This is a genomic window from Glutamicibacter sp. JC586, from assembly GCF_009805585.1.
Lineage (GTDB): Bacteria > Actinomycetota > Actinomycetes > Actinomycetales > Micrococcaceae > Glutamicibacter.
Window position 1 is genome coordinate 445890 of record NZ_VHIN01000022.1, and the last position, 26310, is coordinate 472199.

Consider the following 26310-nt stretch of genomic DNA (forward strand, 5'->3'; position numbering starts at 1 on the left):
TTGCTGGAAAACAAAAGTGGTGGGCACCTCGCAAAAATGCGAAGTGCCCACCATGGGTTTGATTACAGGCAAGAAAAGCTAGATCACCGTTGAAGATTTCGCGTAGAGACGGTTGGTAGCGATACGTGCGCCCTCACCTAGCGCTTCTAATTTTGCTGTAGCGATTTGTGGGTGGACACGTCCTCCAAGACCACAGTCAGTGGACGCAATGACGTTTTCTCGACCCACGAGGTTGGCGAAGCGTTCGATGCGATCCGCGACCAATTCGGGGTGCTCAACCACGTTGGTTGCATGGGATACGACCCCAGGGATCAGGATCTTGCCTTCTGGCAGGGATCGGTTTTCCCAGATGCGCCATTCGTGCTCGTGGCGGACGTTGCCCGCTTCGAAGGAAATCATGCCCGCATTGATTTGTAGGACCGAATCCAGAATGTCGGCGAAGGCAATATCAGTGGTATGCGGACCATGCCACGAACCCCAGCACACGTGCAGTCGGATCTTCTCTGCAGGCAGGTCACGCAGTGCGTAGTTGGTTGCTTCTACACGTAGCTGAATGAACTTCAGATAGTCCTCTAGGCTGGGCTCAGGATTGATCTGGTCCCATGATTCGGCCAATGAAGGGTCATCAATCTGCAATGTCAGTCCGGCGTCAAGAATCGCCTTGTATTCCTCACGCATTGCGTCTGCTGCAGCGTAGAGGTACTCCTCATCATTGGTATAAAAATCATTGGCCAGACGCGCACAAGAGGCAGGAGACAAAGCCGCAAGGAACCCTTGTTCGGTTTCGGTGGCTTCAAGGGCGGCTTTCAAGTTATTGATATCCGAGGCCACTAGATCGTGCCCGGTGTAGGTCAACGGCGCGACAACCTTGGGCTGGGTCGTGGATTTGCGGTTGGTGAGGATACCTGAGGAAGGATCCGAGTATGCCTCATTAAAACGCTGGCGGTCACGCCGGTCCGGGAATGAGGTGAGCACGAGATTACCGGGGGAAGAACGACGTACTTCGGCTTCAGCCCAGCGGTCAACATTCGTGGCTTCCAACCCACCCAAACGCGCAAAGGAGTAGTTCCACCACGCTCCGTAGTCCACTGAGGAAGACATGGTATGCCCGTACTCGCCGTCGTTGGGGACATCGATTCCAGCCTCACGCTGTCGCTGGACTACGTCCACTACTGCGCTTGAGAGTAACTCGGTGAAGTGTGCAACGTCCTGCGGGTTGTTCTCCTTGGCTGCATTAGCCGCCAGGAGTTCAGTAGTGCGTGGCAGTGACCCCGCATGTGTAGTGAGAATGTGATCTGGGGTCTGCGAAGACATGGCAAAGCCACCTTTCCATCGGTCCTGGCGTTAGCACCGTATCTTCATGAGCGAATGCTTCATCGGTAAGATCGGTTGCTGCGGCGTCAAAGAGCCAGGTCTCTCGGCCACTCGGGATGGTTACACATCAAGGACTATCAGGTTTGAGGCACGGGTAGCCACTACCAGTGATTGTGTTGCGTCGAGAAACATCTTGAACGCTTCATATTGTCACTGCAGAACGTAAAAAACGCTTGGACTCGTGTGCGAACACGAGTCCAAGCGTTTCTATTACGTCACGTCGTTACATAACGACAGACCTTATTCGCTGTTCGGACTACTCTGCTTCAGCTTCGGCGGCTTCTTCCTCAGCTGCTTTTTCTTGATGGATGACTTCCGCGAGAAGCTTTTCCATTTCCTTAGCGACACCTGCGGCCGAGGCCGGGTTCTGACCTGTCACCAAGAGTTCAGAGACCTGAACATTTTCTTCGAAATTATCGGCGGCAATATGGTTGGCGCCTTGCTCGGTGAGTTTGTCAGCCAGGAAGAACGGGATGACCTTGTCCTTGCCGACGGCAACTTCTTCATCGTTGGTAAAGGCTGCGACATCCTTACCACTGAGCAGTTTTAATCCGTGGTGTAGTTCGACATCGAGCAGTCCGGCCGGGCCGTGACAAACTGCGCCGACAACGCCACCCTTGTTGTAGATCGCGCCAACTAGTTTCTGCAGGCCTTCATTATTAGGGAAGTCCCACATGGTGCCGTGGCCACCAACGAGATAGACACCGTCGTACTGTTCTGGATCAACGACTTCTACCCTCGCGGTGTTGTACAGGCCGGCACGAGTAGTTTCGTCTTCGGTGAATTGCACCTGAATCGGGTCGTCGGTATCGACGGTGTCCCGTGGCGGTTGTCCGCCCTTGATGGAAGCAAAGTCTACAAAGTGCCCTGAATCTCGGAAGACCTTCCAAGGGTGGGCAGCCTCTGCGACGTTATAACCGGTGGGTTCTCCTGATGCACCGAGTTCGGAAACGCTGGTCAGGACCATGAGGATTTTCTTCACGGAGTACTCCTTTCGCATTCGTCCTTTCAGACTTATACAAATGGTGCGAACCTTTCAACCGCAGTGATGTTGTTTTCAGGTTTCTATGCGGTAGTTCCATGATTGACTGAGGGCTTAGTTGAGCGAAGCATCAGAAAACCGACGATGTTAATAACAATGATGACTACTGCCAGCACACCCAGTCCAACGCTCAGGGTGGCTACTGCGGCGAACGTTCCCACGAGAATTGGCCCACCAGCGTCTCCGGCTTCTCGGCCAAGTTCTGCTGAACCCATGGTGCGTCCCATACGTTCTTCTGGAGTTGTTGATGCCAGATGAGCGAAACCCAGTGGTGTCGTAATTCCGATGCCAATTCCCAAGAGAACTGCCCCTAACAGGAGGCTGATAAAGGCAGGTAACAGAGCTACGATCAGCAGTCCTGCAACAATCAATGACAATCCGAGCATCACGCCGAGGCGGAAAGAAACTCTGGCGCTGTCAGCCAAACGGCCAATCCATGGTTGGACAGCTGCCGAACACACTGCAAGAAGTGAAACGACACCCATGCTTTCGACGCTCGTCAGACCTATTTCCGAGCCAATGTTTGGAAAGAATCCTACGGCGGTACCTAAAGCACCAGTAGCGGCGGCCAACACCATCGTTGGCACGATGAAGCCTGGCTCTACAACTTGACCGGCTAAGTCTTTAAGGGTGTAGCGCTTTTTGGGGAGAATGGGCAGATTTGGCATGGTGCGCCATACCCACAGCGCTGCAACAAGGGAGATTAGTGACATGAAGAGGAATAAGGCAGGGAAGCCTGCCCACAGAATTAGACCTGCTCCCACCAGTGGTCCAGAAACATATCCGAGTGTCTTCCACGCGCCGTATCGGCCAAAATAACGTCCGGTGTTTTTACCAGACAGTCTGGCCACGGCCGCTGAGGCGGCGGGGGAAAAAGCTGAAGCTGCCGCGCCCTGGCCCAACCGGACTAGCCCCAGGGTCAAGGCTGAATTGGCGAAGATTCCTAAGAGAGACATGATGGTGAATACCACCAAGCCGCCAAGTATGACCGGTTTGGCACCGATTCGGTCGCTCAAAGTTCCGAATACTGGCTTAAGAATGACCTCAGCAACATCGTAAACAGCTAGCAGTAGGCCCAAGGTCAGCAGGCTTGACCCCAATGAATCAAACTCTGCGCCGAGTCCGGCGGCTATGCTGTGGGCGCCAAACGCAGTGGTGAAGCCTGCTGCAAATAATGGTGCAACCTGTCGGCTGGTGGTGGTTTCAGTCTTCACGGCAACCCTTCACTGATTGTCTACGGCTTAACATTCTTATGCAGAATCAGCAAGGTCAGATTGCCGAGTACGAGTCCTTCAAAGTTTACGTGAGAGGGGAACTGCACAAGACAAAAGAACTAATTCTACGATGCGGAAGTAACCTTTCGTTACGCCTTGTCGAGGGGATACGCTGAGTCTGAGTTGGAAAAAACAGCAACATGAAAGTGAGCAGTCATGAGCGAGAGCGTTCTTCAACGTCACCTATTCGGTCCAGGCCCATGCAATCCGTATCCAGAAGCAACAGCGGCCTTAGGGCTTCCGCTACTCGGACACCTAGACCCGGCTTTTATAGCCAGAATGGATCATGTGGCTGATGGTCTGCGAACCCTCTGGGGTACAGAAAATCTGCGTACTTTGCCATTGAGCGCCACCGGTTCAGCAGGTATGGAAGCTGCCTTCGTTAATACGATCAACCCTGGCGATGTGGCCGTAATCGCTATCAACGGATTGTTCGGCGAGCGCATGTGTGAAGTTGCGTCGCGGGTGGGGGCAGAAGTGGTTCGCGTTGATCATGAGTATGGAACGCCAATTGATGCTCAGCGTGTGGCTGAAGCGCATCCAAATCCATCGGTGATTGCCGGTGTTCATGCCGAAACCAGCACGGGAGTTCTCTCGGATATTGCTGCGCTGGGTGCCATTAAGGGTGATGCCTTGCTGATTACTGACGCAGTGACGTCCATCGGTGGTATGCCGGTGCTTGCCGATGAGTGGGGCATTGATGTTGGTTACGCAGGTACCCAAAAGTGCATCGGTGTCGCTCCGGGGCTGGCACCATTCACTATTTCTGACCGTGCCTTTGAGCGTCGTGTCCAAAAGCCACAGTCGTGGTACTTGGATCTCGGTCTGCTCGGTGGTTATGCCACGGGGTCGGCTGGCGGAGGTCGAACCTACCACCACACTGCACCGGTTGCGATGGTTGCTTCGTTGGAAGCGGGAATCGACAGAATTCTTACTGAGGGCCTGGACGCAGTGACTGCCCGTCATCAACAGGCGGGAACCGAGTTGCAGGTGGGCCTGCAGGAAATGGGCTTGACCTTATTTGCGCAGGAAGGACATCGGCTGCCCCAGCTGACCACCGTGAATGTTCCAGAAGGAGTCGATTCTGCCAGGGTGCGTGATTACTTGTTGGATCGATTCAATATTGAAATTGGCGGGGGAGTTGGCCAATACGCCAGCACCGTGTGGCGCATCGGACTGATGGGACCGAACGCTAACCCAAGTTCGGTAGCTCTCTTATTGGCAGCTCTTAAAGAAGCGATTTCTAAGGCCTAGAAGTTGTGATGAGAAGTTGGCAATCATTACGTCGGTCTGTACTTATTTTCTAGATTCGCTTTCGCCCTGTCGTAGAGTTCGATACGCTCGGCTATATCATTCGTTTCGACATGAGAGAAGGCAGAAGGATGAAAGCACTATTTGATTTCAACTTCAGAAAGTTCATCACTCCCTCAATTATCAAGATCATCTACATCTTGGTCATGATCATGTTGGCTGTTGCTTACCTGGGAATGGTAATCAGCGCCTTCGTGGAAGACACGCTTCTTGGATTCTTGGTATTGATCATCCTCGGGCCACTGTTCGTCTTGGTTTACCTGTGCTTGATCCGTGCCGGCCTTGAATCGCTGATTGCGTCGATTCGCACGGCTGAGAATACCGCTGAGCTTGTTCGCCTAGCTGGGGGAACCCCACCTTCTGACACGGGTCATGGTCCATTGCCAGGTAACCCACCAGCACCGCAGGGTTACACGAGCCCAGCAACCCAGTATCCTTCGCAGGGCAACCCACAGGTTCGTCCCGCTGATCCGAACAACGGTGGAACCACTCCACCGACAAATCCTTACCAGAAGTAAAGCAAGGAGCGATGGCCCGCACCAATTGGTGCGGGCCATCGCTCTGTCCAAGGTTATTGACAGTACGTTTACCAGTCGTTTTTTGCCTTCAACGAAAGCACTGGACAGCCTGCCTGGAGCAATACCCGCTGTGCGACACTGCCCATAATGAACTTACCCATGGCAGTTCGTTTACGAAGTCCAATAACAATCAGTTCTGCCCTTTGTGCTTCGGCTACTTGCAGAATCTGATCTGCAGCGTCAATTCCCTGACTTTGACGTTGAATCCAAAAGTCGAGACCAGTTTGAGTTAGTCGTGCTTCGAGTTCATGATGCTGTTTGGCATCGATGAGTCGGTCATCGACCAATTGGTCTCCCTTCGAAGAATTGACCACGATCAATCGGGAATTCTTCTGCTTGGCTTCTTCGATGGCTCGGGACAACGCAACTTCGCCTTCTTCGGAAGGAATGTATCCAACAACGATGGTCATGAATCGTTCCTTTCTTCATCTGAGCGACCTTCGTAGGCCACGCCGGCCTTGTGCTTTGGCTGTTCTGGTGCTTCGCCAAGGACTTGGTCAGCAACGGTGGTATTCACACCGCGTGAGCGCCTGATGAAGCGGATCAGTACCGGTAATAACAACAGCACGGCAATCAGAACGTAGATTCCAACAGCCAGAGGCTCGCTCCAGATTCCTGATGCGCTACCCGAGGAAAGCTGGAATGTCTTACGTAGTTGTTCTTCGGCCATCGGACCGATGATGACACCAAGGATCAACGGTAATACCGGCAAACCGAAGCGACGCAGTGCAAAGCCCAGCAAGCCGATGAGCAGCAAGATCCAGAGATCAGCAACCTGCATGTTCACGGAGAAGGCGCCGAGGGTCGCGAAGAACAAGATTCCCGCGTACAGGTAGGGGCGTGGAATCTTCAGCAACTTGGCCCACAGTGGCGCCAATGGCAGGTTGATCAACAGCAACAACGTATTGCCAATAAACAGGCTGGCAATCAGTGCCCAGACCAAATCCGGTTCATTCTCGAAGAGGAACGGGCCAGGCTGGATGCCCTTCATGGTCAAGAACGCCAACATCACTGCAGCGGTGGCGTTGGTAGGAAGGCCCAACGCAAGCATCGGAGTCAGGGTTCCGGCCGCCGAGGCGTTGTTGGCAGCTTCAGGACCGGCGACACCTTCGATGGCACCGTGACCGAATTCTTCAGGGTGTTTGGAGAGCTTCTTCTCGGTCACATAGGACAAGAAAGTTGGGACTTCTGCACCGCCGGCAGGCAAAGCACCAAAGGGGAAGCCGAAGGCTGTACCGCGAAGCCAGGGCTTCCAGGATCGTTTCCAGTCTTCTTTGCCCATCCAAGGTGTGCCCACGGGGATGGTGTGTGCTGGTGTCCTGCGAAGGTGGGCAGCAATCCACAGGGCCTCGCCGATCGCGAAAATAGCTACGGCAACAACAACGATGTCGATGCCGTCAATCAGCGGGGCAAAACCGAAGGTTAGTCGTTTTTGCCCCGACACTGGATCCATACCGATCAGTCCGATCGCCAATCCTAAACCGAGGGCGGCAAATCCACGGATCTTGGAGGAGCCCAATACGGCAGTGACCGTAACTAGCGAAAGGACCATGATGGCAAAGTAGCTTGGTGCACCCAAACTGACGGCGAACTTCACCACAATCGGGGTGACAGTCACCAGCAGTGCCGTACCGATGGTACCGGCGACAAAAGAGCCGATAGCTGCGGTGGCCAGAGCCTGCGAGGCGCGACCAGCCTTAGCCATCTTGTGGCCTTCAATGGCGGTGATCACGGTTGCTGATTCACCAGGTGTGTTCAACAGGATGGAGGTTGTGGAACCGCCATACATGCCGCCGTAGTAGATGCCGGCAAACATGATCAACGCACTGGAAGTTTCCATGCCGAAGGTCAGCGGCAAAAGAAGTGCCACTGCCATGGCTGGCCCAATGCCGGGAAGAACACCAACAGCGGTGCCCAGAACAACGCCCGCGAAGGCGAATAACAGGTTGACTGGGGTGAGAGCGGACTCGAAGCCACCCATCAACAGATTAAGAGTATCCACCTACAGCACCCCCGAAAGAATTCCGGCTGGCAGCTTGATGCCCAGCCCTAGATAGAAGCCGTAAAAAGATCCCAACGCCAGAACCAATGAAATGATCAGCGTCAAGACCCACCGGCGAGCGCCCAAGCTGGTCGCCACGCCAAAGAATAGGATTGTTCCGGAAATGACCCAACCGGCCCAGTTGATCAGCAGCAGGTTTAGTACGAAGAATCCCAGCAGGGGGATGAGAACTTTCCAGTCTGAAGGTTGGCTCAGGTCAACGTCTTCGCCGTCATCGCCTTCAGCTAGATTGCCACGGGCCACACTGATACTCAGGGCGATAGCCGAGAGGATGAGGATTCCCGACACGATATAGGGAACTGCCCTAGGCCCAATGGCATCGGCCTGGGAGTACGTCGCGTGTAGCTGCGACGCGTCAACAAACACAATGATTCCGACGAGAAGAAGAAACGCGGCGAACAGAAGTTCGACGCGTTTCTTCTTTGCGGTGCTTACTGAGCTCACGCCAGACCCAGGGTCTTCAGTACGCTAGCTACGCGCTCATCCTGCTCGGTGAGGAACTTGGAGAAGTCATCACCGGTCATGAAGGCGTCAGTCCAGCCATTGGTCTTCAGCGCAGTCTTCCACTCTTCGGATTCGTGCATCTTGGTCATGAGTTCTACCCACTTGGTCTTGTCTTCGTCAGAGATACCTGGAGGGGCTACAAGACCGCGCCAGTTCGAGAAGACCAGGTCGATGTCGGAGTCTTTCAGGGTTGGAGCATCCACGCCTTCCAGTGGCTTCTCGCCACTGGTGGCTAGTACGCGTACCGAGCCCTTTTCGATCTGCTGCATGTACTCACCAGCACCCGAAGCGGCGACGTCTACCTTGTCACCCAAGATGGCCGGGAGTAGGTCGCCACCACCATCGAAGGAAACGAAGTTCACGTCCTTTGGGTCGATGCCGACTGCTTCTGCAAGTTGCATTGGAAGCAAGTGGTCAGGGCCGCCAGGGGAGGAACCACCGCCGACGGAGATGTTCTTGGGATCCTTCTTCCATGCTGCGACCAAATCATCAATGGTTTTGTACGGAGAGTCCTTGGAAACCATAATGGCTCCTGGCTCCTCGATCAGCTTGGCGATAGGGGTAGTGTCGGTCAGCTTGCCGTCGGTGTCATTGGTGTAACTAGCACCAACCACGCCTAGACCCATGAGCATGGCAAGATCGCCGTTGCCCTTTTCATTGATCAAACGGGCCAGACCCACCGTGCCACCAGCACCCGCGAGGTTGAAGACTTCTGGGTTGGTGGCTAGCTTGGCGTCATCCATGACCTTGGCGCCCACACGTGCGGTGGTGTCATAGCCACCACCTGGAGTGTTTGGCACCATGATGCGAAGATTTGCGATCGGCCCGTCTGAGCTGCCTGCATCGGAGCTCGACTTTTCGGAGGTGACGCCACAGCTCGTGGCCCCCAGAGCCAGTGCAGCGGTGGCGGCGATTGCCGTCAGTGCCCGGAAGGTCTTGAAAGTTTTCATTGATTTCAGCCTCGTTGCTTTCATCGTAGTTGCGAGTAATGCAACCGTACGTCGCATTGTGAACTGGGTCACTCTTGCGTACTCAAAGAAAATACTGTTCATTGTGTAACCAAAAAATGTGATTTAAGTCATTTGAACTTCGGTAACATTTCCTAAGGGCCACTGGCCAAGAATTATGGGATCTCGGGAAGGTGAATGCGTGAGCTTCAAGGCATCACACTTCGGCAATTACTTTGCTCGGAAGATCTCGCTCGCAGGTCAGTACCTCATTTTGCAGTTACTGATCATCGCGGTTGTTCTGATCGGTGTGGTCACAGTTTCGCTGATTCAGTCCACCAACAACTTTGAAACGGTAGAAGGTCGGCGCAGTTTGTCCGCAGCCGAATCCTTGGCGGCTAATCCGCTCATGCGCGAGCTAATGCCACAAGCCGCGCCAGAAATGGGTTCTGCTCTGCCTGCCATGGCTGAGACTACCCGAAGCATTTCAGGTCTACAGTTCGTGACGCTGGCCGATGAACAGGGCATGATCGTCACCTCCACATTCCCCGATGAAGTGGGAACTTCAATCCTCCATCCGCAATCGCTGGTGGAACGTGGCAGGGGTTGGACCGGTGAGGTGCATCGCAACGGGGATCACCTGCTCATCGCTCAAGTTCCAGTGCTTGCCGACGACGGGCAAATGGTGGGCATTGTCAGCGCCGGACAGGCTTACCCAAGCACACAGGAACTTGTCCAAGAAATTGCTCCCAGCGCACTAATTACCTTGGTTATCGCGGTAGTCCTTGGTGCCACCGGATCGGTGTTGCTCTCGCGCAGGGTCAAACACCAAACTCGTGGCATGGAGCCTCAGGAAATTGCAGAGCTTTTTGAACACCGTGAAGCACTGTTGCATGGCGTCAAAGAAGGCATCATCTCCGTATCACCGGACAGTCGAATCATGTTGGCCAACGATATAGCCATTGAGCTACTGCAACTGCCCTCAAATTGTGTAGGGAGAACGTTGGCAGAGCTACAAGTCGCTCCGCAGGTGAGCCACGCATTAACCACAAACCAACAGCAGCCGGATAGGCAATTCCTCATTGGTGAGCGAGTCGTCGTGTTCAACCGCATGCCGGTGAAAACCGCGCGCAAAGACTTGGGTTCGGTCACTACGTTTAGAGACAGGACGGAACTGACGTTACTGGAGCAAGAGCTCGGAGACAGTAAGGCCACTGCAGATATGCTGCGAGCCCAGACCCACGAGTTCGCCAATCACCTTCACGCGATCTCTGGGCTGATCCAGTTAGAGGAATATCACGAGGTGGTTCGCTTTATTGACGGAGTGAGTTTCAGCCGTAGTAAGGTCTTGGAAAATGTTCTCGCGCAAATTGCTGAACCAACAATTTCTGCCTTGCTCATTGCCAAATCTAGCGTGTGTGCGGAACGAGGAATCCACTTCGAAGTTTCCGAACATACAAAACTGGACCGCGGAGATGAACAAACCGCTCGTGACCTGACCACCGTGATCGGCAACCTCATCGATAACGCCATGGATGCCGTTGCACAAAGCGCAGCGCCAAGGATTAGTCTGTCGATAGCCGATGATCATGGTTGGGTTACCGTGGTGGTCAGCGACAATGGAATAGGGATTGCTGATGAAGCAATGAGTGAAATTTTCACTCAAGGATTCTCCACCAAGGACACCAGCGTTTCCGGAGGCAGGGGCTTTGGGCTAGCGCTCAGCCGACTAGTCTGTCGGCGCCGTGAAGGAGACATTGAAGCCGTCAACGACGATGGTGCAAGATTTACCGCAACACTGAGGAAGTAGGACCGATCTAGTGATCAAAGTTCTGGTGATCGACGATGATTTTATGGTGGCAAAGGTGCACGCCGGATTCGTCAACAAGGAACCAGGGTTCGGTGTCGCGGCGGTTGCCCACACCGCTAAGGATGCCATCAAAGCGGCCGCGGAACTGACCCCGGATTTGGCGTTGCTGGATATCCATCTGCCAGATATGAGCGGACTAGATCTCCTACAACGATTACGCGAAGTTCAACCCGAACTTGACGTGATTGTCATCAGCGCTGCCCGGGAAATGGAGACGGTTCGCCGTGCACTGCGTGGCGGAATTGTTCACTACCTGATGAAGCCGTTCTCCTGGGATGACCTAAGCGAGCGGCTCCAACACTATGCCAAGACCTATCAACCGCTTCAGGCATCAGCTGATCACGAACTGAAGCAGGCAGACGTCAATCGACTCTTTGGGCTTGGGGGCCAGGACCGTCGTCCGCTACCCAAAGGATGTAGTGCCGAAACCATGGCCCTAGTTGAGAACATCGTCAAGGAATCGGTGGACCCAATTTCTGCCACCGAAACGGCCGAAAAGCTCGGCACTTCGCGAGTGAGCGCTCGCCGGTACCTGGAGTACCTAGCGGAAGAGAATTTGGCTCGGGTAAATCTTCGATATGGGGGAGTGGGGCGTCCAGAGCGCCGGTATTCTTGGAGCGCCTAATGAGTCGGTAACGATTGTGGATCGAGCGGGTGAACATCCGTGAACGAAGTGTAATTTTTTCAGTACCCTCTTGAATAAGGTGAGCGGCTTGATAATCTGCACCTATGAGTGGCGACGGACTTTACATATTTTCAGAAACGATTCCCAACTGGATCATGGCTCTGAGCGCAATGGCCGCCGTTGTAGTCTTCTGGTGGCGCAAACAGGATAAACGTGAGCTAGCTGCTCAAAAAGAAGAAGACATCCTCAGCGGCGTGAACGCGGTTTGGGTCAAAGCTGAAGTCAGCAACTCCGAGCAACCCAAATGGGGGGTTGTTGTCACCAACGAACATCGAATTCCGGTGACCAACGTTCGCATCGAATGCAGTGGCAACCGTCATTCCAGTGAGCTGATCCATCCCAACGTGCAGAAAGGGCAGCACTTTTTTGAGTCGTTGCCTCAAATTGATCGTGGCCGTTCATGGGCGTTGCCCACCACGAATTTCACTAGCCGTGAGTTCATAACGGGCAGCCAAAAATACGAGACGAAAACACTGAGTTTCTCATACCTCGGCAAACCGTATCAGAAGCAGATCGTCGAAGAACAGAAGTTCACAGACTGATCTCGGTGCTAGCTAAACAAATGCTGCGGCAGTGCTCTTGCGGTGTTCACTGGCTGCGTAGGTTCCCAGAATCTTGATTTCCCAGGTGAAGAACTCAAGTTCCTCCAGGGCCAGACGCACCGCTAAATCTTCAGGGTGTCCCTCAACATCGATCATAAACGTGGTGGCAGCGAAGGTTGAGCCGACCATGTAGCTTTCCAAGCGAGTGATGTTCACGCCGTTGGTGGCGAACCCACCCAGCGCTTTGTACAGTGCACTGGGCACGTTACGTACCTTAAAGACCAGCGTGGTCACGGCTGCTTCGGGTAGCTGGGTACGAATGGGTAGTTCTTGCTTTCGTGCCAATACGACAAAGCGTGTGGTGTTGGTGGGGTCATCTTCAACGCCCGAGGCGAGGACCTCTAGTCCGTAGAGGTCAGCAGCCAGCGGGGGAGCGAGGGACAACTTTGTGGGGTCGTTCCAGTCCCTGACCTCACGCGCGGAGCCAGCTGTGTCGCCGGCAATGACCGGGGTTAACTGGTTTTCGCGGATGACCTTACGGCATTGCCCCAAGGCATGAATGTGACTGTGCACCTCTGTAGCTTGCTCGACACTGCTACCTGGCAGTCCCAGCAAGTCGAATCGGATGCGCAGGTAGTGTTCGCCAACGATCTGCAGATTAGATTCTGGGAGTAGAACGTGGATATCGGCAACACGGCCAGCCAAAGAATTTTCGATGGGAATCATCGCCAAATCCGCTTCGCCCGATTCGACCATGGCAAAGGCATCCTCAAAGCTGGCGCACGGAACTGCCTGCATTTCAGGGAATTGTTCTGTGCAGGCCATATTAGAATTGGAGCCGGCTTCACCTTGGTACGAAATCTTGTTGCCCATCATTTCAAGGTACAACGCTTTGCTCGCTATAGCTCAGTCCGCGCCAATTCATGACGTTCGCTGAATGCTGCCAGATCTAAGACTGCTGGTAATGGGCTCTGAGAGCGGCTAAACCCTCATCGATGCTCACTGCTGGCTTCCAGTCGAGTGCCTCTTGGGTTTCACGCTGGTCAAACCAGTGGGCGGTGGACAACTGTTCGGCCAGGAACCTAGTCATCGGTGGTTCATCGTGGACAAGATTGCGTGAACCAGCGGCCAACCATACCTTCTCGATGATCGAACCAGCACCGCGGGCCAACCAACCCGGGACGTTGAGCTTGGGCGCTGGAGCGCCGCCAGCCTCACAGATTCCAGCCATCAGTTCACCCACGGCGCGCGGTTCACCGTTGGTGACAACCAAGGCACGACCATGGGCATGGTCCATACGTTCTAAGCCACGAACAATTGCCGAAGCGGCATTGTCGATGTAAATGGTATCAATCAGTGCGGCACCCTGATCGAGCAATGGTAAACGCCCACCCCTGGCACGATCGATGACTCGTTCTACCAGTTGGGTATCACCCGGACCCCACACCACATGTGGACGGATCGAGGTGACACGGAAGTCTGTCGAGTCCGCAGCCAGCGCAACCAGTTCGGCTGCCGCCTTGGAGCGAGCGTAATAACCACGGGCCAGGTCAGGGTTAGCGGTACCGGCACTTGCGCCAGCCAGCGAATCACCAAAGTGCGCCACCGAAGGCGAAGAGACAAAGACAAAGTCCCTGATTCCTTCGGTTTGAGCAGCTTGGAGCAGGTTCTCGGTGCCGGTGATGTTGGTATCCACAAATTCCTGCCAGTGTCCGGTAAAGGAGACCTTGGCAGCCAAGTGGATAACCGCGTCAATGGATTCAACAGCACGAGCCAGCGCGGCCGGATCGGTCAGTGAACCTTGAACCTCGTCGGTGGCAGCTTGTGAGGCACGGCGTTGGAAGGTCCGTACATGGTGACCTTTCTCGCGCAGTAGCTGCGCCACCGCGCCGCCGAGCATTCCGCTGGCTCCGGTCACTAAGACCCTGCGGGGTGCTAACTGGTTCTCAGGTTCGCTCATGGTTTGCGGATCCTTCCGCCGGCAAGGCTCGTGCTGGCCCATTGCGCCAGCGCGGCACGATCAATCTTCGAATTATGACGAATATCCGTCGGCAGGGTCGGTACCACCAGCACGGCGGCAACCTCGGTGCCGGTGGCCGCCACGGCTTCCCGGATCTTGGCAGTCAAAACCGTACTCGCCGGGCCTGCCTTTCGGGCTGGCGGGATGGTCTCCATAACCACGACTGCGGCCTGGGTTCCTGCCGGTCCAACGCCTACCAACGCGGCACGACCGGCCCCAGCTACCGACTGCACTGCATTCTCGGCAGCTACCGGGGTAATGGCCCCGGTGGCGGTGCTCAAGACATGGATCAGACGGCCCTCAACCCAGAGCCGAGAGTTCTCATCGAGGTGTCCAACATCGCCGGTGCGGTGCCAGCCAGCAATCGAGCTGCTAGCACTTTCGGTGATCCACAAACGGTCGTAGCGATCCTTGACATGCGGTGCGCGGACCAAGATTTCACCGGTGACTCCAGGGGTGTACTGCGGTCGATCGCCGGCAACGCCCAAGGCGTCAATCGGTGCGATTGCGACCGTAGCACCGGCGACCGCTGTACCTACACAAACACCGTTACCGTTGCCGGCCTCTCGGATCCCGGCTAGATCAATATCCGTAACCGGAAGCGCCTCGGTCATCCCATAAGGGGTGTGTACCTGGGCATTGGGCACCAGATCTTGAACCTTTGCAAGCAGTGGCTCGGGAATTGGTGCCCCGGCGGAAAGCAACAGGGAAACCGCGGCCAACTTCTTACGTTGCGCGGTGTTCAGCTCCGAGGCGGTTTCCAGCACGTTGGCCAGGGCTGCAGGGGAGGCAAAAACGGCGGTGGCGTTGATCGCCGTAGCCGCTTCGGCTAAGGCTGAGGCCGTGAGCGTTCGTGGAGCTGTCACATCCATGTCTGGAGTGACTGAGGTGGCACCCAAGGCCGGACCTAGCAGAGCGAAGGGAGCGAATCCGGCAACTAGCCCGGAACCCGCTTTCAGATCGTAGGTCTCGCGCAGGGTATCGCGCATTGCAGCGAGCTGACGGTGCGTGTAGACAGCACCCTTGGCTGGACCGGTGGAGCCGGATGTGAAAAGAATGGCTGCATCGGCATCCGGATCAGCAGCCACGAAGTTCGGGGCCGCGCCAGATTGTTGTTCGCCAATTTCCAGCAATTCTTCGAGGGTATGCGAGACACCGAGTAGCTTGCGCTTGGTGCTCGACAGGTTGCTGACCGCGATCTTGATACCTGGCCAGTTCAGCAAGCGCGCACCGCTCAGTGCACGATCGATGCCGATCAGGAAGCTAGGTCCAGCACCCTTGATGGCGCGACCCAGACCCTTGGTGCCCAAACCCGCATCGGCCACAACAATCACCGCACCCAAACGTAGGCACGCATAGATCAGCGAGGTCAGCTCGATACCCGGCGGAACCAGCAGGTTGACCCGGTCCCCAGGCTTGACCCCGATGTGCTGTAGGCCGGCGGCGAGGAAGTTCACCCGTTGGCCTAACTGAGACCAGGAAAGGGTGCGCGGCGGATGGATGTCGACGACCGCTGGGCTGTGATCGCTCACGCGCGAATCAAGTTCGGCGAGCATCGGCTGATAGTCGTTGGCGGACTGCGCACGCTCAGCTCCCGCGGCGTCGTCGCGATTAGCTAGCCACCGGAAGATCGGGGAAGCGATATCGCGGTCTTCGCCCACCAGGTGGCTGGCACCTTCAAAGCGGTGCACCTGAGCTTGGGGCAAACGCCAAATCAAATCGCGCAGGTAGCGATCTGAGAAGACCGGATCCTTAGGACCCCACAACATGAGTACCGGCACGCGCAGTGTACGAACGGCTTCCGAAATATCATTCAGTGCACCGCGGCTTGGGTGTGAATCATCAAAGGGGATATCGGCAACAAAGTTGGCCACACCATCGCGTGCTTCGGCGTTGGTATAAGGGGCCATGAACGCGTTGCGGATCTCGGGTGCCAATGCTGGTTGCGCCAGCGAGTGGGTGACCTTCAGGAAAGCTGGGGTTGTCTTAGTTCCCCAGCCATGTACGGCTGGGTGGGAGGCAAGCTTGAGGGCGGAAGGCAGTTCAAAACCTGCCGGGTGGATCGCGGTGTTGGTCAATACGACGTTGGCCAATCGATCCTGGTGGGACACTGCCCAACCCAAGGAGATGATTCCGCCCCAGTCGTGACCAACGGTGGTGACGTTATCGCCAATTTCTAGAGCCTCGGCGAGATCCTCAAGGTCATTAACGCGGTCTGCTAAGCGACGGAACTTACCGGTGCGCTCGGAGAAACCCATATCTAACTGGTCTACCGCGACAATGCGCCACGCCAGGTTGTTTTCTGAAACGTGGTTGAGCAGGCTACGCCAGAGGTAGGACCAGGTGGGATTGCCATGAACGCATAGCAGCGTACCCACCGGAGTGATGCCACGTTCTGCCAGCTCGGCTGCGTTATCTAGTACGTGCCAGCGATAGGTGGCACCCTTGGAGCCGTCCACCTCAGATGTGGATGGAACATCGAGATACTTTGAGTAGATTTCCTTGACGCCGGGGAAAATCTCGGTCACCAGACAATCTCCATCATCGCGGTATTAAGTCCCGAGCCTACGCCCATGCACAACACACGGTCGCCGGACTTCAGCGTTTCAGCTTCTTGCGACAAAGTCATTGGTAGGGAGGCAGGACCCACGTTGCCCCACTTGGAGAAGGTGATGGGCACACGGTCTTTGACCAGCCCGACAGCCTTGATAATTGCGCTGGTGTAGGACTTGGAGACCTGGTGGGTGACGTAACGGTCCATTGACTTCCATTCCCAGCCGGTGCGGTGGGCTTCGTCCCAGGCATCCACAACCAGGTCCAGGCCGTTATCCAGTAGGCCCTTGGTGTCGGTGAACATGCCATCGGGTCCGCCCACACACAGTTCGTGGTGTTCGGTGCCGGCACGCGAGACTCCGCCAACAATGCGGTGCGCATCTGGGTGTGCGTCCGCTGGGCCGATTACGGCCGCTGCTGCGCCTGAGCCCAAGGTCAAGGTAGCAAATTCTCGCATGTAGTCTTCGCGGGTGGAGCCTTCAGCGTTCAATCGCTCGAAGGTGGTCTCCTGTGTGGCCTTGGCATCTTCGCCGGCGACAATCAGGGCGTACTTGATCTGACCGGAATCGATCATATTTGCGGCTAGGCTCATGCCGTTAACAAAACCGAGGCAGGCGTTGGCCACGTCGAAGTTCATTGCCGAAGACGGCAGTCCGAGGCCGTTGTGAACCTTGGAGGCAACCGATGGCTCAAGGTTGCGGCGAGTCACCGACGTATTAATAAGCAGACCGATTTCGCTGGCATCAACGCCAGCTTCTTTTAATGCCTTTTTACCGGCAACGATAGCGGCATCGTCAAATTCCATGCCTTTAGACCACCAGCGTCGTTCTTTGACGCCGGACACTCGTTCGAGCAGTTTCTTGGACAACCGCAAACGTTTCAAACTTGGAGCCAGCCGCTCATCAAATTCGGATGAGGTCACCACCTCGGGCGCGAGAACACTGTTCACTGATAAGAGCGCAACGTTGTGGTGTTTAAAGGTGGCATTGCCGTTCAAAGTGTTGCCTTCGTTTCTGCTGGACTATCTGTGTGGTGCGTGCTGCGATGAAACGCATTTACCAACGGGCAGGTTCTGCCGAAGATAAGTTTGTACTCCTAGATTATTCCCTGCCCAGCCATTCGATGAACTTGGCAGGCCAATTTCAGCCGAGGGCTGGAAATGGGAATAACGCAGACACCCTTGATCCTACAGAGTTGACCTTTGAGATTCATGGAAAGATCTTCATCTCACACTTTTGTTTTGAGCAAATCGTGGCATTTGAGAATTGACCGGAACAGCATTCGTGTTGAGCCAACTGTCAATCTCTTAGTTCAGAACTAAGGATCGACAACTACTTTGGTGATGTGTGGCTGTTGGGTGGCCGACCGCGCGTTATGCCAAAGCTGGCACCGCGAGAATCTCGAAGACCTGTTTCTGTGCTGGCTCAATCACGGTAAATTGGCTCTTTGGTTTTCAATGGCTGCACTCTTTGGTTAGTTAGATAAGCAAAGAATGTGAAAAAGTATTGTTATGAATAAGAAGGTTCGGGCCTCTGCCCGAGTGGGGATCCGCGATGTCGCTGCGGCCGCGGGCGTATCACCAACAACGGTCTCGCACGCCTTGAGCGGAGCTCGTGCGATCAACCCAGAAACACGTACTCGTGTATTGGCGACGGCCGAAAAATTGGGTTACTCACCGGACCTTCGCGCGCGTGGAATGCGTAGTTCGAGAACGTTCACGGTCGGATTGCTCAGCGATACTATCGCCGTCACACCGTATGCAGGGCAACTCATTAGCGGTGCGCAAGACGCTGCAGCCTTACACCAAAGCGTGGTTCTTGCTTTGGATTCTACCGGTGATAAACAGCGAGAATTATTGGGGATCCGAACCCTCATGGATCACCGTGTTGATGGTCTGATTTATGCTCGGATGTGGCACCAAGAAGTGCAGATTCCTCCAGAGCTCACGAGCGTACCTGTTGTGGTGGCTAATGCTTCCAGTACAAATACGGGTCATTCTTCGGTGGTTCCGGATGAGCATCGGATCGGTGTGGATGCGACGAATCACTTGATCAGCTTTGGCCATAAAAAGATCGGATTTGCCACGGTAGCAACCCGAGTTCCTGCAGCGCTGGGCCGTGAGCGTGGCTTTCGGCAAGCGTTGGCTGACGCTAGCATCGATGTGAACGAATCCTGGATTGCCGCGAAGTCTACCGGCGCCAAGGGAGGACGCGAAGCAGGGAGAGCCTTGCTAGAGCGTGAAGACCGTCCCACCGCAATCTTCTGCTTCAATGATGAAATGGCCATGGGTGTTTATCAGGTAGCGGCAGATCTGGGACTGAGCATTCCTGATGACCTATCTGTCATTGGAGTCGATGATCTCCAACTCATCACCCAAGCCCTGCTACCCACTCTCAGTACTGTAGCCTTGCCCCACTATGAGATGGGGCATTGGGCGGTATCCCAACTTTTCGCTGAAATCTCCGGTGATCGAACGGCCAATGACTCGGAGCTGTTGCGTTGCCAGTTGGTGCAACGTGACTCCGTTGCAGTGCCCAAGGAATAATGTCTAACGCGGTCTGTACCGGGAACTATTTCTCAATAGTCTCTGCCACTGCCATAGGGGCCACACTGGAACTGCGCAGATCAGTAGTCCCGCCCAAGGACTTTAGGTTTAACTCATGCTTGCCCGGCGATAGGAAAGTTACTGAACTCAATGTAGTTCGGCCATCCTGAGCGAAAACTTCCACTGAGGTGGTATCAACCACGATATCCAAGCTCACAGATCCATTTTCGCTGGGCAGGTGCTCGGTGCGAATTTGGCGGTAGGCCTCGGGCATGGTTGAGGCGACCTTGTCATTGTCCCGGTTGAGGAACAGAGTTTGGTCTTTGAAGCTATAGCCGACGGTCACCGATGATCCATCGGTGTCTTTGATCTGAAGTTGAGACTCATCGGTAGGGGAGTCTTCGTCTTGAGCGAGGTCAATCTGGACTCGGTACGAATCCGTTGTAGTTTGACCCAGCGAAGCGCTCTGGTCCTTGGAAACATTTTGCGCTTCGCCCTGGACTGGGTCTCCAGAAAGCTCGTTTACAGCGTCGATTGGTTCGGAAAATAGGGTTGGCTTTCCCGAAACATCACGCAAGGACAGCTGACGGACAGTGGACATGGATCCACCCGACCAATCGCTGAGTGGGAGGTCGCCAGCATAGGCCCAGTTGTTCATCCAACCCAGAGCGTAGCGATGCGCCAGAGGAGTTTCCGCGTTCGGGTCATCCCAGGTCACTGCACCGTAGAAGTCAGACCCGGCATCGAGCCATTGTGGCTCTGCCTCGGTAGGGAAGAAAGTCTTGCCGTCAAAATCGCCGGTCCAATAGGTGTATCCGGTGGTGCGACCTGAGCTTTCGCCATTGGCACTAATGCCAAGGACCCAAGTGGTACGTTCTGGGTCTCCGTCTACTGACATTTGGAAGAAGTCGGGACATTCGACAGTGCCTAGGTTCGGAGCGTCAAAACCGGATTGGTAACTCCAAGACTTCAGATCCTTAGAAGTGTAGAAACCTATCTTGTTGCCTTCGGCCAACAGCATGAGCCAGTGCTTGCGTTCTTTGTCCCAGACAACCTTTGGATCTCGCCAAGCCTCGACGCCGGGGTTATCCATGACTGGGTTGCCTTCGTAAGAAGTGAAGGAATAGCCGCCGTCGGTTGAGTAGAACAACGATTGACGCTGTACACCGTCAACTTGCTGAGTGACTAATGAGACGACGGCATTCTTACCGAATCCCGCAGTGTTCTCGGTGTCGACTACCGCGCTGCCTGTCCAGATGTCGCCCAAGCCGTTTTTGTATTTTTCGATGGCAACACCTTCGTCTTTCCAATGAACTAGGTCAGTGGAGGTGACGTGGTACCACTCAGTACCGTTGCCGTCCGGGTAATCAGCGTTGTAGAGGTAATAGAAGTGCCACACGCCATCAAGGAAGAACGGGCGTTGCGGATCGTTCATCCAGTTCTGATCGGGGGTGAGGTGATTAGCTGGTCGGTATTCTGACCAGTTCTCAGGGCGCTGGAATTGCTCGGCAACCTGGCCGTCTTGTGGGCTGTCGGTAGCGGTAGCCTGAGGTTCTGGGCGCAAGGAGTTCCATGAGATTAGGCCGAATATGACTAGGACGCAGACGACGGCCGTAGTAACTATAACTTTGGCCTTTGTGGTCTTTGGTTGTGTCATCGGTCTTTCCTTCATGTCGTTGCAAACGCCAGAGAAAAGCGACGGCGCGAGTACGTCGTCGCAAAAAATTTGGGGGAGAGATCGTGAGTCACTACGAGTGACAGTCAACTACGCTAGCGAACAACCAAAACGTTTTGCAAACAATGTGACGAGGCTTTCATAAAGACTCCTAAATAATGTGATCCTGCTTCCAAAACGTTTTGAACTGATTGACTTCAGCTATGTGATTCCTTAGATTCGTCTGTGGAGAGAGCGTGTGTCGCAGCCCGAGCGATTGTCCGATTCCATATCGAACGAAGGCAAACAATCGTGAACAAGCAACGCACCAAACGCGGCATTCTTGTCGCTGCGCTGAGCATTTCAGCGCTGGGAGCATCCTTGGTTTCAACGCCAGCAATGGCAGCAACCGAGCCAGTGCCAGGGTTCCCTGCACCAACTGAGCACACTCAAAAGGCCTACAGCCCAACCGAGAATTTCACTTCTCGTTGGACCCGTGCCGATGCTAAGCAGATCAAGGCCATGTCCGATCCAGATGCTGGATCTCGTGAGAACTCCCTTCCTTCGGAGTACACCATGCCAACGGTTCCTCAGGACTTCCCTGACATGAGCAACGAAAAGGTTTGGGTCTGGGACACTTGGCCACTGACCGACGAGAATGCCAATCAGTACAGCGTTAACGGGCAAGAGATTATCTTCTCGCTGGTTGCCGACCGCAAGCTCGGTTTTGATGAGCGCCACCAGTACGCTCGCATCGGTTACTTCTACCGCCCGGCCGGCATCCCAGCTGACGAGCGTCCAAAGGACGGTGGCTGGACCTACGGTGGACAGGTCTTCGATGAAGGCGTTACCGGCAAGATCTTTGAAGATCAGTCCTACAGCCACCAGACCCAGTGGTCTGGCTCGGCACGTGTAACCAAGAATGGCGAAATCAAGCTGTTCTTCACCGATGTTGCCTTCTACCGCGACAAGGACGGTAAGGACATCAAGCCTTACGACCCACGTATCGCCTTGAGCGTTGGTCACGTTCACTCCAACAAGAAGGGAGTGAAACTCACCGGCTTCAAGAAGGTCAAGCAGCTACTCAAAGCAGACGGTAAGTACTACCAGACTGCTGAGCAGAACCAGTACTTCAACTTCCGTGACCCGTTCACTTTTGAAGACCCTGCACACCCGGGTGAGACCTACATGGTCTTCGAAGGCAACACCGCACAGAACCGTGATTCGGCAAAGTGCGACGCTGACGACCTTGGCTACAACAAGGGCGAGACCAATGGTGAAACCGTTGACGAAGTGAACAAGTCCGGTGCAACCTACCAGATTGGTAACGTTGGCTTGGCCCGTGCCAAGAACAAGGATCTGACAAAGTGGGAGTTCTTGCCACCAATCCTGTCCGCTAACTGCGTCACCGACCAGACCGAGCGCCCACAGATCTACATGCAGGATGGCAAGTACTACCTGTTCACCATTAGCCACCGCTCCACCTTTGCCGCTGGCATCGACGGACCAGAAGGCGTTTACGGCTTCGTTGGTAACGGCATCCGCAGTGACTACCAGCCACTGAACCGTGGCTCGGGTCTTGCGCTGGGTAGCCCATCGAACCTGAACTTTGCAGCAGGTAGCCCATTCGCTCCTGACTACAACCAGCACCCAGGTCAGTTCCAGGCATACTCGCACTACGTCATGCCTGGCGGTCTGGTGCAGTCCTTCATCGATACCATCGGAACCAAGGACAACTTCGTTCGTGGTGGTACTTTGGGCCCAACCGTGAAGTTGAACATTAAGGGTGATTCCGCCACCGTTGACTACAACTACGGCGACAATGGCCTTGGCGGCTGGGCAGATATTCCTGCCAACCGCGAGCTGAAGAACAAAAAGAAGTAGTTCCATAGCGTGAGCTATGGACGGTGCGTCGTTTCTTATTTGTAGATAGACACGCACGAGTCAAAATATCAACAATCGCTGCGTCAACCATCGGTTGACGCAGCGATTGTTGGTTTATGGAAAATCTAACGTTCGGTCTATGGCCCGAACGTTCGTTGAAATTAAACACCTGTGGGGTGGCATCAATCTTAGTATTGATGCCACCCCACGTTTAGTGCTTTCTATTCCTTTGGGCGTTAGCCGTGACGACCCCGGCGACGCATTGCTATGGCAATGGCGCCCACGACGATCAATCCCAGCGCTATGCCGCCTGAAAGAAGCAGGCCTGTGCTGACACCGGTATCCGCGAGACGATCATCCTTAGGATTCTCCTCGTCAGATGAATCTCGTTCCTGATCTGGGGCGGAAGGCGAAGCAGTAGCTGTTGATGTTGGGCTGCTCTCGTTTGTCGGTTCTACGGTTGGATCATCAGATGGATCCGTGGTGGAATCGTCCGAGGGATCGGTAGTTGGTTCTTCCGAAGGTTCGGCAGTTGGCTCCTGCGGAGGCTCTGCGGTTGGCTCCTGACCTGGTGTGAACAAACCGAACCATGTCGATACGGTCGCTGCTTCTTGATCGGCGGCCGCTGCGAAGGCGCTAGTATCCGCAATGGATGACGACTCTTCCGTGCCCTTTAGGTAGTACGTTCCGGCAGAAAGTTTAGCCACCCGCGGATCATTGATCACCAGTAGCTGGCCATCAACCGTAAATTCTACGGATTCAAGAGTGACAGGCTTGCCATTCGCAGCGACGTATTGAAGATCAAAGTCGTAGCCGTCCGCGATTTCAGGGAAATCTGCAGGAATCTTGAAGCGAAGTTCCTTCTGGCCAGCTTCGCTAAGGCGTACGCCCAACCGACCATCCACGACGTTGGAGTCGAGGGCCAACACATTTGCTCCGGAAAGCAATGCTGATACTACGTGTCCACTCGAATCTTTGACTGAAATGAGCAACTGATTATTGTCGCTCACGCTACTCGCGAAGGTGTCGTCAGCGTTGATGGTCAGTTTGCCATTTTTGACAGAACCGGTAATGACTTGTGCCTTAGCATTAGGCGAAGTGCGGTAAGTGACAGCTACTTCACCGTCTGTGACATCAGTGTTCGTGTTGTAGACGTACTTACCTTCGGCAACAGACGATGACTCACTGTCGTATGACAGCTGTTCTTCCCCCGGAGCGACTTGGTCGCCTGACTCAGGATCTTCTGCTTTTGGAACATCCGTCGCGGTTGGCTCGGTGGTTGGCTCGTCCGTCGGGGTAGGGGTTGGCTTGTCCGTTGGAGTTGGCTCGGTGGTTGGCTCGTCCGTTGGAGTTGGGGTTGGCTTGTCCGTTGGAGTTGGCTCGGTGGTTGGCTCGTCCGTCGGGGTTGGGGTTGGCTTGTCCGTTGGTGTTGGCTCGGTGGTTGGCTCGTCCGTCGGGGTTGGCTCGGTGGTTGGCTCGTCCGTTGGAGTAGGAGTTGGGTCTGTGGCCTTGTCGTACAGACCGACGTAGCTGGTTGCGTTGTCACCCTTGTTCGAGCCTCCAACGGAAACGAAGTAGTCCGTTCCCTCAGTGAGATTCTGGAGACGATCGTCTCGTAACACTACCTGGCCATTGGACAGGCTGACATCGTCGACCATTATGGTTACGAAGCCGCCCGTCGCTTCAGCTGAGGGATCATCCGTGTAGTAGAAAACTGAAGTTTGGTCTCCGGCTACAGGGAAGAAATCTGAAGGCACATCGAATTTCCAAGTTGTCGACCCAGTAGGTAACAACGGTGTTCCTGACAGCTTATCGGTGGTGCCTGTCGAAAGACGTAGTCCCTCAACTGGTGCGTTAATTGCACCACCGAGATACGTTGAGTCTGCATTATCTAAGCTGAAGCCGTAACTTACCTGCTGAACGACATAATTTTCGTCGTCGCCTGTGACGGGTCTTGAGTCCGTAGTGATGATAACTTGGTCATTTTTCACTGCTACGTTTTCGAAGGATTCGCCGGTATTTGGGTAAACGCTAGCGCTGCCCGAGATTGGTGTCCCATCCTTGAGCATTCCCGGAAGGGTGTCAAAGACAATCTTTCCGGCCTCAAAATCGGTTGCAGAAGCGTTGTACTTCAAGTTCTCCTTACCCTTGGCCACCGCAGTCACCGGGTAACGATTATAGATCGGAGGTACATCGGCGGCTGGTTTGCCGACTTCGGTGGCCACACTCGAGGCAGCTTCTGCTGGCGCAACGGTCGCGATCCCAACAGCGACACCACTTATAGCCAACGATCCAGCAGTAATGACAGCTAATGGGAGACGCGCAGATCGCGCGTGTTTGCGAGTGGTTTGGTTCATCAGATATGACCTTCAACTTCGATGCGAGATGGGCAAGACTCGTCCCACCAGACGATCATCGGCGAAACTGCGACTAGTAGATCACATTTTGGTAACGGGTTCAACAACCGATTTGATATGAAGATCTCAATCTTAGGAATCGTCACACGTCAGCCCAGAGTTTACGACTTGATTGTCGATCAGTAGTTCGAGCGTAGTGTTGGCGGGGAATCTCCGGGTCCCAGATTTACGTTTCGATCGACCTATTTCTCAGGCATGATCATCTCGAATAATTCGTCAATTTAGGCTTACAAGTTGGTGGAGAATACTGAATCCGACATGTTCAGTCGACTTGGTCTAGTCGACTCTTGATGAATCGTGGAGGACGATAGCAGGGCCAATCACAGGGCAAAACAGGTGGCTTGTCTAGGGTGTTGTCGGATGAGGAAAAACGGTGCAACGTGGGCATGTCATTTCACGCCGTGCAATCGAATAGCATTCTGCGTGTTCGTGAAAGGTTGGGTTTCGAGTTATCAAAACGAACGTGGAATTCGGCTAGGACAATTCGCGATGATTGCCGGCGGACTCGTGAACTGTTACCCCCGCTCTTTGGGCAGCCAAACAAATTCAAACTGCTCCACAGAGCGACGGGCTTGTTGCCCTTTCCTAGAAGTACTCGGGTGCAACGAACTCCTAGCAGGCGCATCTGTAGGACTGCGTGCCCCCAGGGTTTCCACGTTTAGCAAGTCACGGATATGTCTCGTCCAGTCGTGGAATGAGCTATCGGTGAGGCCGAAGTTGAGTGTAAATTGCAACGAATAAGTTCTTAACCATCTGCTCGTTGCGGATGCTGAATGCTTACCTCGTGCCGAACGCCGTGCCTGTTCAGACCATCGAAATCGATGGCTAGGTACCATGGGCCAGAGTGTGGAACCTTAATCCGATAGGGAGCCTTTCGGGCCAGTCCGCCATGGAACACATATTTTTCGCCATCTTGATAAGCCGCGAAGTTTTCGGGATCCATGAGCCTGAGATTTGCGGGGCCGCTGAGAGTCACTACCAGAACGCTGCCGCGCTCAAGGTAGTCCCAGGAGTGTTCAGCAAAATTTTTCTCGGTCACTAGTTACCT

21 protein-coding genes and 1 riboswitch are annotated in these 26310 nt (G+C 54.6%); of the genes, 7 read left to right on the forward strand and 14 right to left on the reverse strand.

Annotated elements, in window-relative coordinates; all coding sequences use genetic code 11:
* Positions 1-78: 78 nt before the first annotated feature.
* The 3 genes from FJV47_RS15890 to FJV47_RS15900 all read right to left on the reverse strand — a co-directional run bounded on the left by FJV47_RS15890 (position 79) and on the right by FJV47_RS15900 (position 3630).
* A complete protein-coding gene (locus tag FJV47_RS15890; protein ID WP_159614686.1) occupies positions 79-1314 on the reverse strand; it encodes a cobalamin-independent methionine synthase II family protein in 1236 nt (411 codons plus the stop codon).
* 12 nt (positions 1315-1326) lie between these two features.
* Positions 1327-1437: riboswitch (SAM riboswitch) on the reverse strand.
* A 193-nt stretch (positions 1438-1630) separates the two neighbouring features.
* Positions 1631-2356, reverse strand: coding sequence for a type 1 glutamine amidotransferase domain-containing protein (locus FJV47_RS15895; RefSeq protein ID WP_159614688.1), 726 nt, complete (start codon positions 2354-2356; stop codon positions 1631-1633).
* A gap of 83 nt (positions 2357-2439) precedes the next feature.
* Positions 2440-3630 carry an MFS transporter gene (locus FJV47_RS15900; RefSeq protein ID WP_159614690.1) on the reverse strand — a complete coding sequence of 397 codons (1191 nt, stop codon included), beginning with the start codon at positions 3628-3630 and terminating at the stop codon, positions 2440-2442.
* A 216-nt stretch (positions 3631-3846) separates the two neighbouring features.
* Between FJV47_RS15900 and FJV47_RS15905 the strand changes: the two genes are divergently transcribed.
* Positions 3847-4944, forward strand: a complete 1098-nt coding sequence (locus tag FJV47_RS15905; protein WP_159614692.1) for an alanine--glyoxylate aminotransferase family protein — start codon at positions 3847-3849, stop codon at positions 4942-4944.
* Between the two features lie 128 nt (positions 4945-5072).
* Positions 5073-5519, forward strand: a complete 447-nt coding sequence (locus tag FJV47_RS15910; protein ID WP_159614694.1) for a DUF4282 domain-containing protein — start codon at positions 5073-5075, stop codon at positions 5517-5519.
* Between the two features lie 68 nt (positions 5520-5587).
* Here the strand turns inward: FJV47_RS15910 and FJV47_RS15915 are convergent, their stop codons facing one another.
* Genes FJV47_RS15915 through FJV47_RS15930 form a run of 4 tightly spaced genes read right to left on the reverse strand, consistent with a single transcriptional unit; the run spans position 5588 to position 9095 of the window.
* Entirely contained in the window at positions 5588-5989 is a 402-nt protein-coding gene (locus FJV47_RS15915) for a universal stress protein (RefSeq protein ID WP_159614696.1), read from the reverse strand.
* Positions 5986-7560, reverse strand: coding sequence for a tripartite tricarboxylate transporter permease (locus FJV47_RS15920; protein WP_370515050.1), 1575 nt, complete (start codon positions 7558-7560; stop codon positions 5986-5988). Before FJV47_RS15920 ends, FJV47_RS15915 begins: the two co-directional genes overlap by 4 nt.
* Before the next feature lie 21 nt (positions 7561-7581).
* Positions 7582-8085 (reverse strand): tripartite tricarboxylate transporter TctB family protein, encoded by a 504-nt coding sequence (locus FJV47_RS15925; RefSeq protein ID WP_159614698.1) that lies wholly within the window; start codon positions 8083-8085, stop codon positions 7582-7584.
* Positions 8082-9095, reverse strand: coding sequence for a tripartite tricarboxylate transporter substrate binding protein (locus tag FJV47_RS15930; protein ID WP_159614700.1), 1014 nt, complete (start codon positions 9093-9095; stop codon positions 8082-8084). The genes FJV47_RS15925 and FJV47_RS15930 overlap by 4 nt, the downstream gene beginning before the upstream one ends.
* Positions 9096-9294: 199 nt before the next feature.
* On the opposite strand from FJV47_RS15930, the gene FJV47_RS15935 reads away from it, so the two are divergent.
* The 3 genes from FJV47_RS15935 (at position 9295) to FJV47_RS15945 (ending at position 12189) form a co-directional block, all read left to right on the forward strand.
* Positions 9295-10902, forward strand: a complete 1608-nt coding sequence (locus FJV47_RS15935; protein WP_235026504.1) for a sensor histidine kinase — start codon at positions 9295-9297, stop codon at positions 10900-10902.
* A 10-nt stretch (positions 10903-10912) separates the two neighbouring features.
* The gene (locus tag FJV47_RS15940) at positions 10913-11587 is read left to right on the forward strand and encodes a response regulator (RefSeq protein ID WP_159614704.1); all 675 of its coding nucleotides are present in this window, start codon (positions 10913-10915) and stop codon (positions 11585-11587) included.
* A 104-nt stretch (positions 11588-11691) separates the two neighbouring features.
* On the forward strand, positions 11692-12189 hold the full coding sequence (locus FJV47_RS15945) for a hypothetical protein (protein ID WP_159614706.1): 498 nt from the start codon (positions 11692-11694) through the stop codon (positions 12187-12189).
* A 12-nt stretch (positions 12190-12201) separates the two neighbouring features.
* On the opposite strand, the gene FJV47_RS15950 is transcribed toward FJV47_RS15945, so the two are convergent.
* The 4 genes from FJV47_RS15950 to FJV47_RS15965 form a co-directional block, all read right to left on the reverse strand.
* On the reverse strand, positions 12202-13062 hold the full coding sequence (locus FJV47_RS15950; protein WP_159614921.1) for a prephenate dehydratase: 861 nt from the start codon (positions 13060-13062) through the stop codon (positions 12202-12204).
* Between the two features lie 76 nt (positions 13063-13138).
* Entirely contained in the window at positions 13139-14149 is a 1011-nt protein-coding gene (locus FJV47_RS15955) for an NAD(P)-dependent oxidoreductase (RefSeq protein ID WP_159614708.1), read from the reverse strand.
* A complete protein-coding gene (locus FJV47_RS15960; RefSeq protein ID WP_200832031.1) occupies positions 14146-16740 on the reverse strand; it encodes an alpha/beta fold hydrolase in 2595 nt (864 codons plus the stop codon). The genes FJV47_RS15955 and FJV47_RS15960 overlap by 4 nt, the downstream gene beginning before the upstream one ends.
* Positions 16734-17759, reverse strand: coding sequence for a 3-oxoacyl-ACP synthase III (locus FJV47_RS15965; protein ID WP_159614712.1), 1026 nt, complete (start codon positions 17757-17759; stop codon positions 16734-16736). Before FJV47_RS15965 ends, FJV47_RS15960 begins: the two co-directional genes overlap by 7 nt.
* A gap of 513 nt (positions 17760-18272) precedes the next feature.
* Here FJV47_RS15965 and FJV47_RS15970 point away from each other — a divergent pair.
* Entirely contained in the window at positions 18273-19307 is a 1035-nt protein-coding gene (locus tag FJV47_RS15970; RefSeq protein WP_159614714.1) for a LacI family DNA-binding transcriptional regulator, read from the forward strand.
* 25 nt (positions 19308-19332) lie between these two features.
* On the opposite strand, the gene FJV47_RS15975 is transcribed toward FJV47_RS15970, so the two are convergent.
* A complete protein-coding gene (locus tag FJV47_RS15975) occupies positions 19333-20964 on the reverse strand; it encodes a glycoside hydrolase family 32 protein (RefSeq protein ID WP_159614716.1) in 1632 nt (543 codons plus the stop codon).
* A 309-nt stretch (positions 20965-21273) separates the two neighbouring features.
* On the opposite strand from FJV47_RS15975, the gene FJV47_RS15980 reads away from it, so the two are divergent.
* Complete coding sequence (locus FJV47_RS15980) at positions 21274-22845, forward strand: glycoside hydrolase family 68 protein (RefSeq protein ID WP_235026505.1); 1572 nt, start codon at positions 21274-21276, stop codon at positions 22843-22845.
* A gap of 236 nt (positions 22846-23081) precedes the next feature.
* Here FJV47_RS15980 and FJV47_RS16495 read toward each other — a convergent pair whose 3' ends face one another.
* Both FJV47_RS16495 and FJV47_RS15990 read right to left on the reverse strand, forming a co-directional pair.
* Positions 23082-25202 (reverse strand): hypothetical protein, encoded by a 2121-nt coding sequence (locus tag FJV47_RS16495; protein ID WP_200832026.1) that lies wholly within the window; start codon positions 25200-25202, stop codon positions 23082-23084.
* An 805-nt stretch (positions 25203-26007) separates the two neighbouring features.
* Positions 26008-26301, reverse strand: a complete 294-nt coding sequence (locus FJV47_RS15990) for a DUF1883 domain-containing protein (RefSeq protein WP_159614718.1) — start codon at positions 26299-26301, stop codon at positions 26008-26010.
* Between the last annotated feature and the right edge of the window lie 9 nt (positions 26302-26310).

What these genes read in the sequence shown, in the direction of transcription:
- FJV47_RS15890 (WP_159614686.1), bottom strand. Translation starts at nt 1,314, where the DNA reads ATGTCTTCGCAGACCCCAGATCACATTCTCACTACACATGCGGGGTCA.
- FJV47_RS15905 (WP_159614692.1), top strand. Translation starts at nt 3,847, where the DNA reads ATGAGCGAGAGCGTTCTTCAACGTCACCTATTCGGTCCAGGCCCATGC.
- FJV47_RS15910 (WP_159614694.1), top strand. Translation starts at nt 5,073, where the DNA reads ATGAAAGCACTATTTGATTTCAACTTCAGAAAGTTCATCACTCCCTCA.
- FJV47_RS15915 (WP_159614696.1), bottom strand. Translation starts at nt 5,989, where the DNA reads ATGACCATCGTTGTTGGATACATTCCTTCCGAAGAAGGCGAAGTTGCG.
- FJV47_RS15920 (WP_370515050.1), bottom strand. Translation starts at nt 7,560, where the DNA reads ATGGGTGGCTTCGAGTCCGCTCTCACCCCAGTCAACCTGTTATTCGCC.
- FJV47_RS15930 (WP_159614700.1), bottom strand. Translation starts at nt 9,095, where the DNA reads ATGAAAACTTTCAAGACCTTCCGGGCACTGACGGCAATCGCCGCCACC.
- FJV47_RS15945 (WP_159614706.1), top strand. Translation starts at nt 11,692, where the DNA reads ATGAGTGGCGACGGACTTTACATATTTTCAGAAACGATTCCCAACTGG.
- FJV47_RS15950 (WP_159614921.1), bottom strand. Translation starts at nt 13,062, where the DNA reads ATGGGCAACAAGATTTCGTACCAAGGTGAAGCCGGCTCCAATTCTAAT.
- FJV47_RS15955 (WP_159614708.1), bottom strand. Translation starts at nt 14,149, where the DNA reads ATGAGCGAACCTGAGAACCAGTTAGCACCCCGCAGGGTCTTAGTGACC.
- FJV47_RS15970 (WP_159614714.1), top strand. Translation starts at nt 18,273, where the DNA reads ATGAATAAGAAGGTTCGGGCCTCTGCCCGAGTGGGGATCCGCGATGTC.
- FJV47_RS15975 (WP_159614716.1), bottom strand. Translation starts at nt 20,964, where the DNA reads ATGACACAACCAAAGACCACAAAGGCCAAAGTTATAGTTACTACGGCC.
- FJV47_RS16495 (WP_200832026.1), bottom strand. Translation starts at nt 25,202, where the DNA reads ATGAACCAAACCACTCGCAAACACGCGCGATCTGCGCGTCTCCCATTA.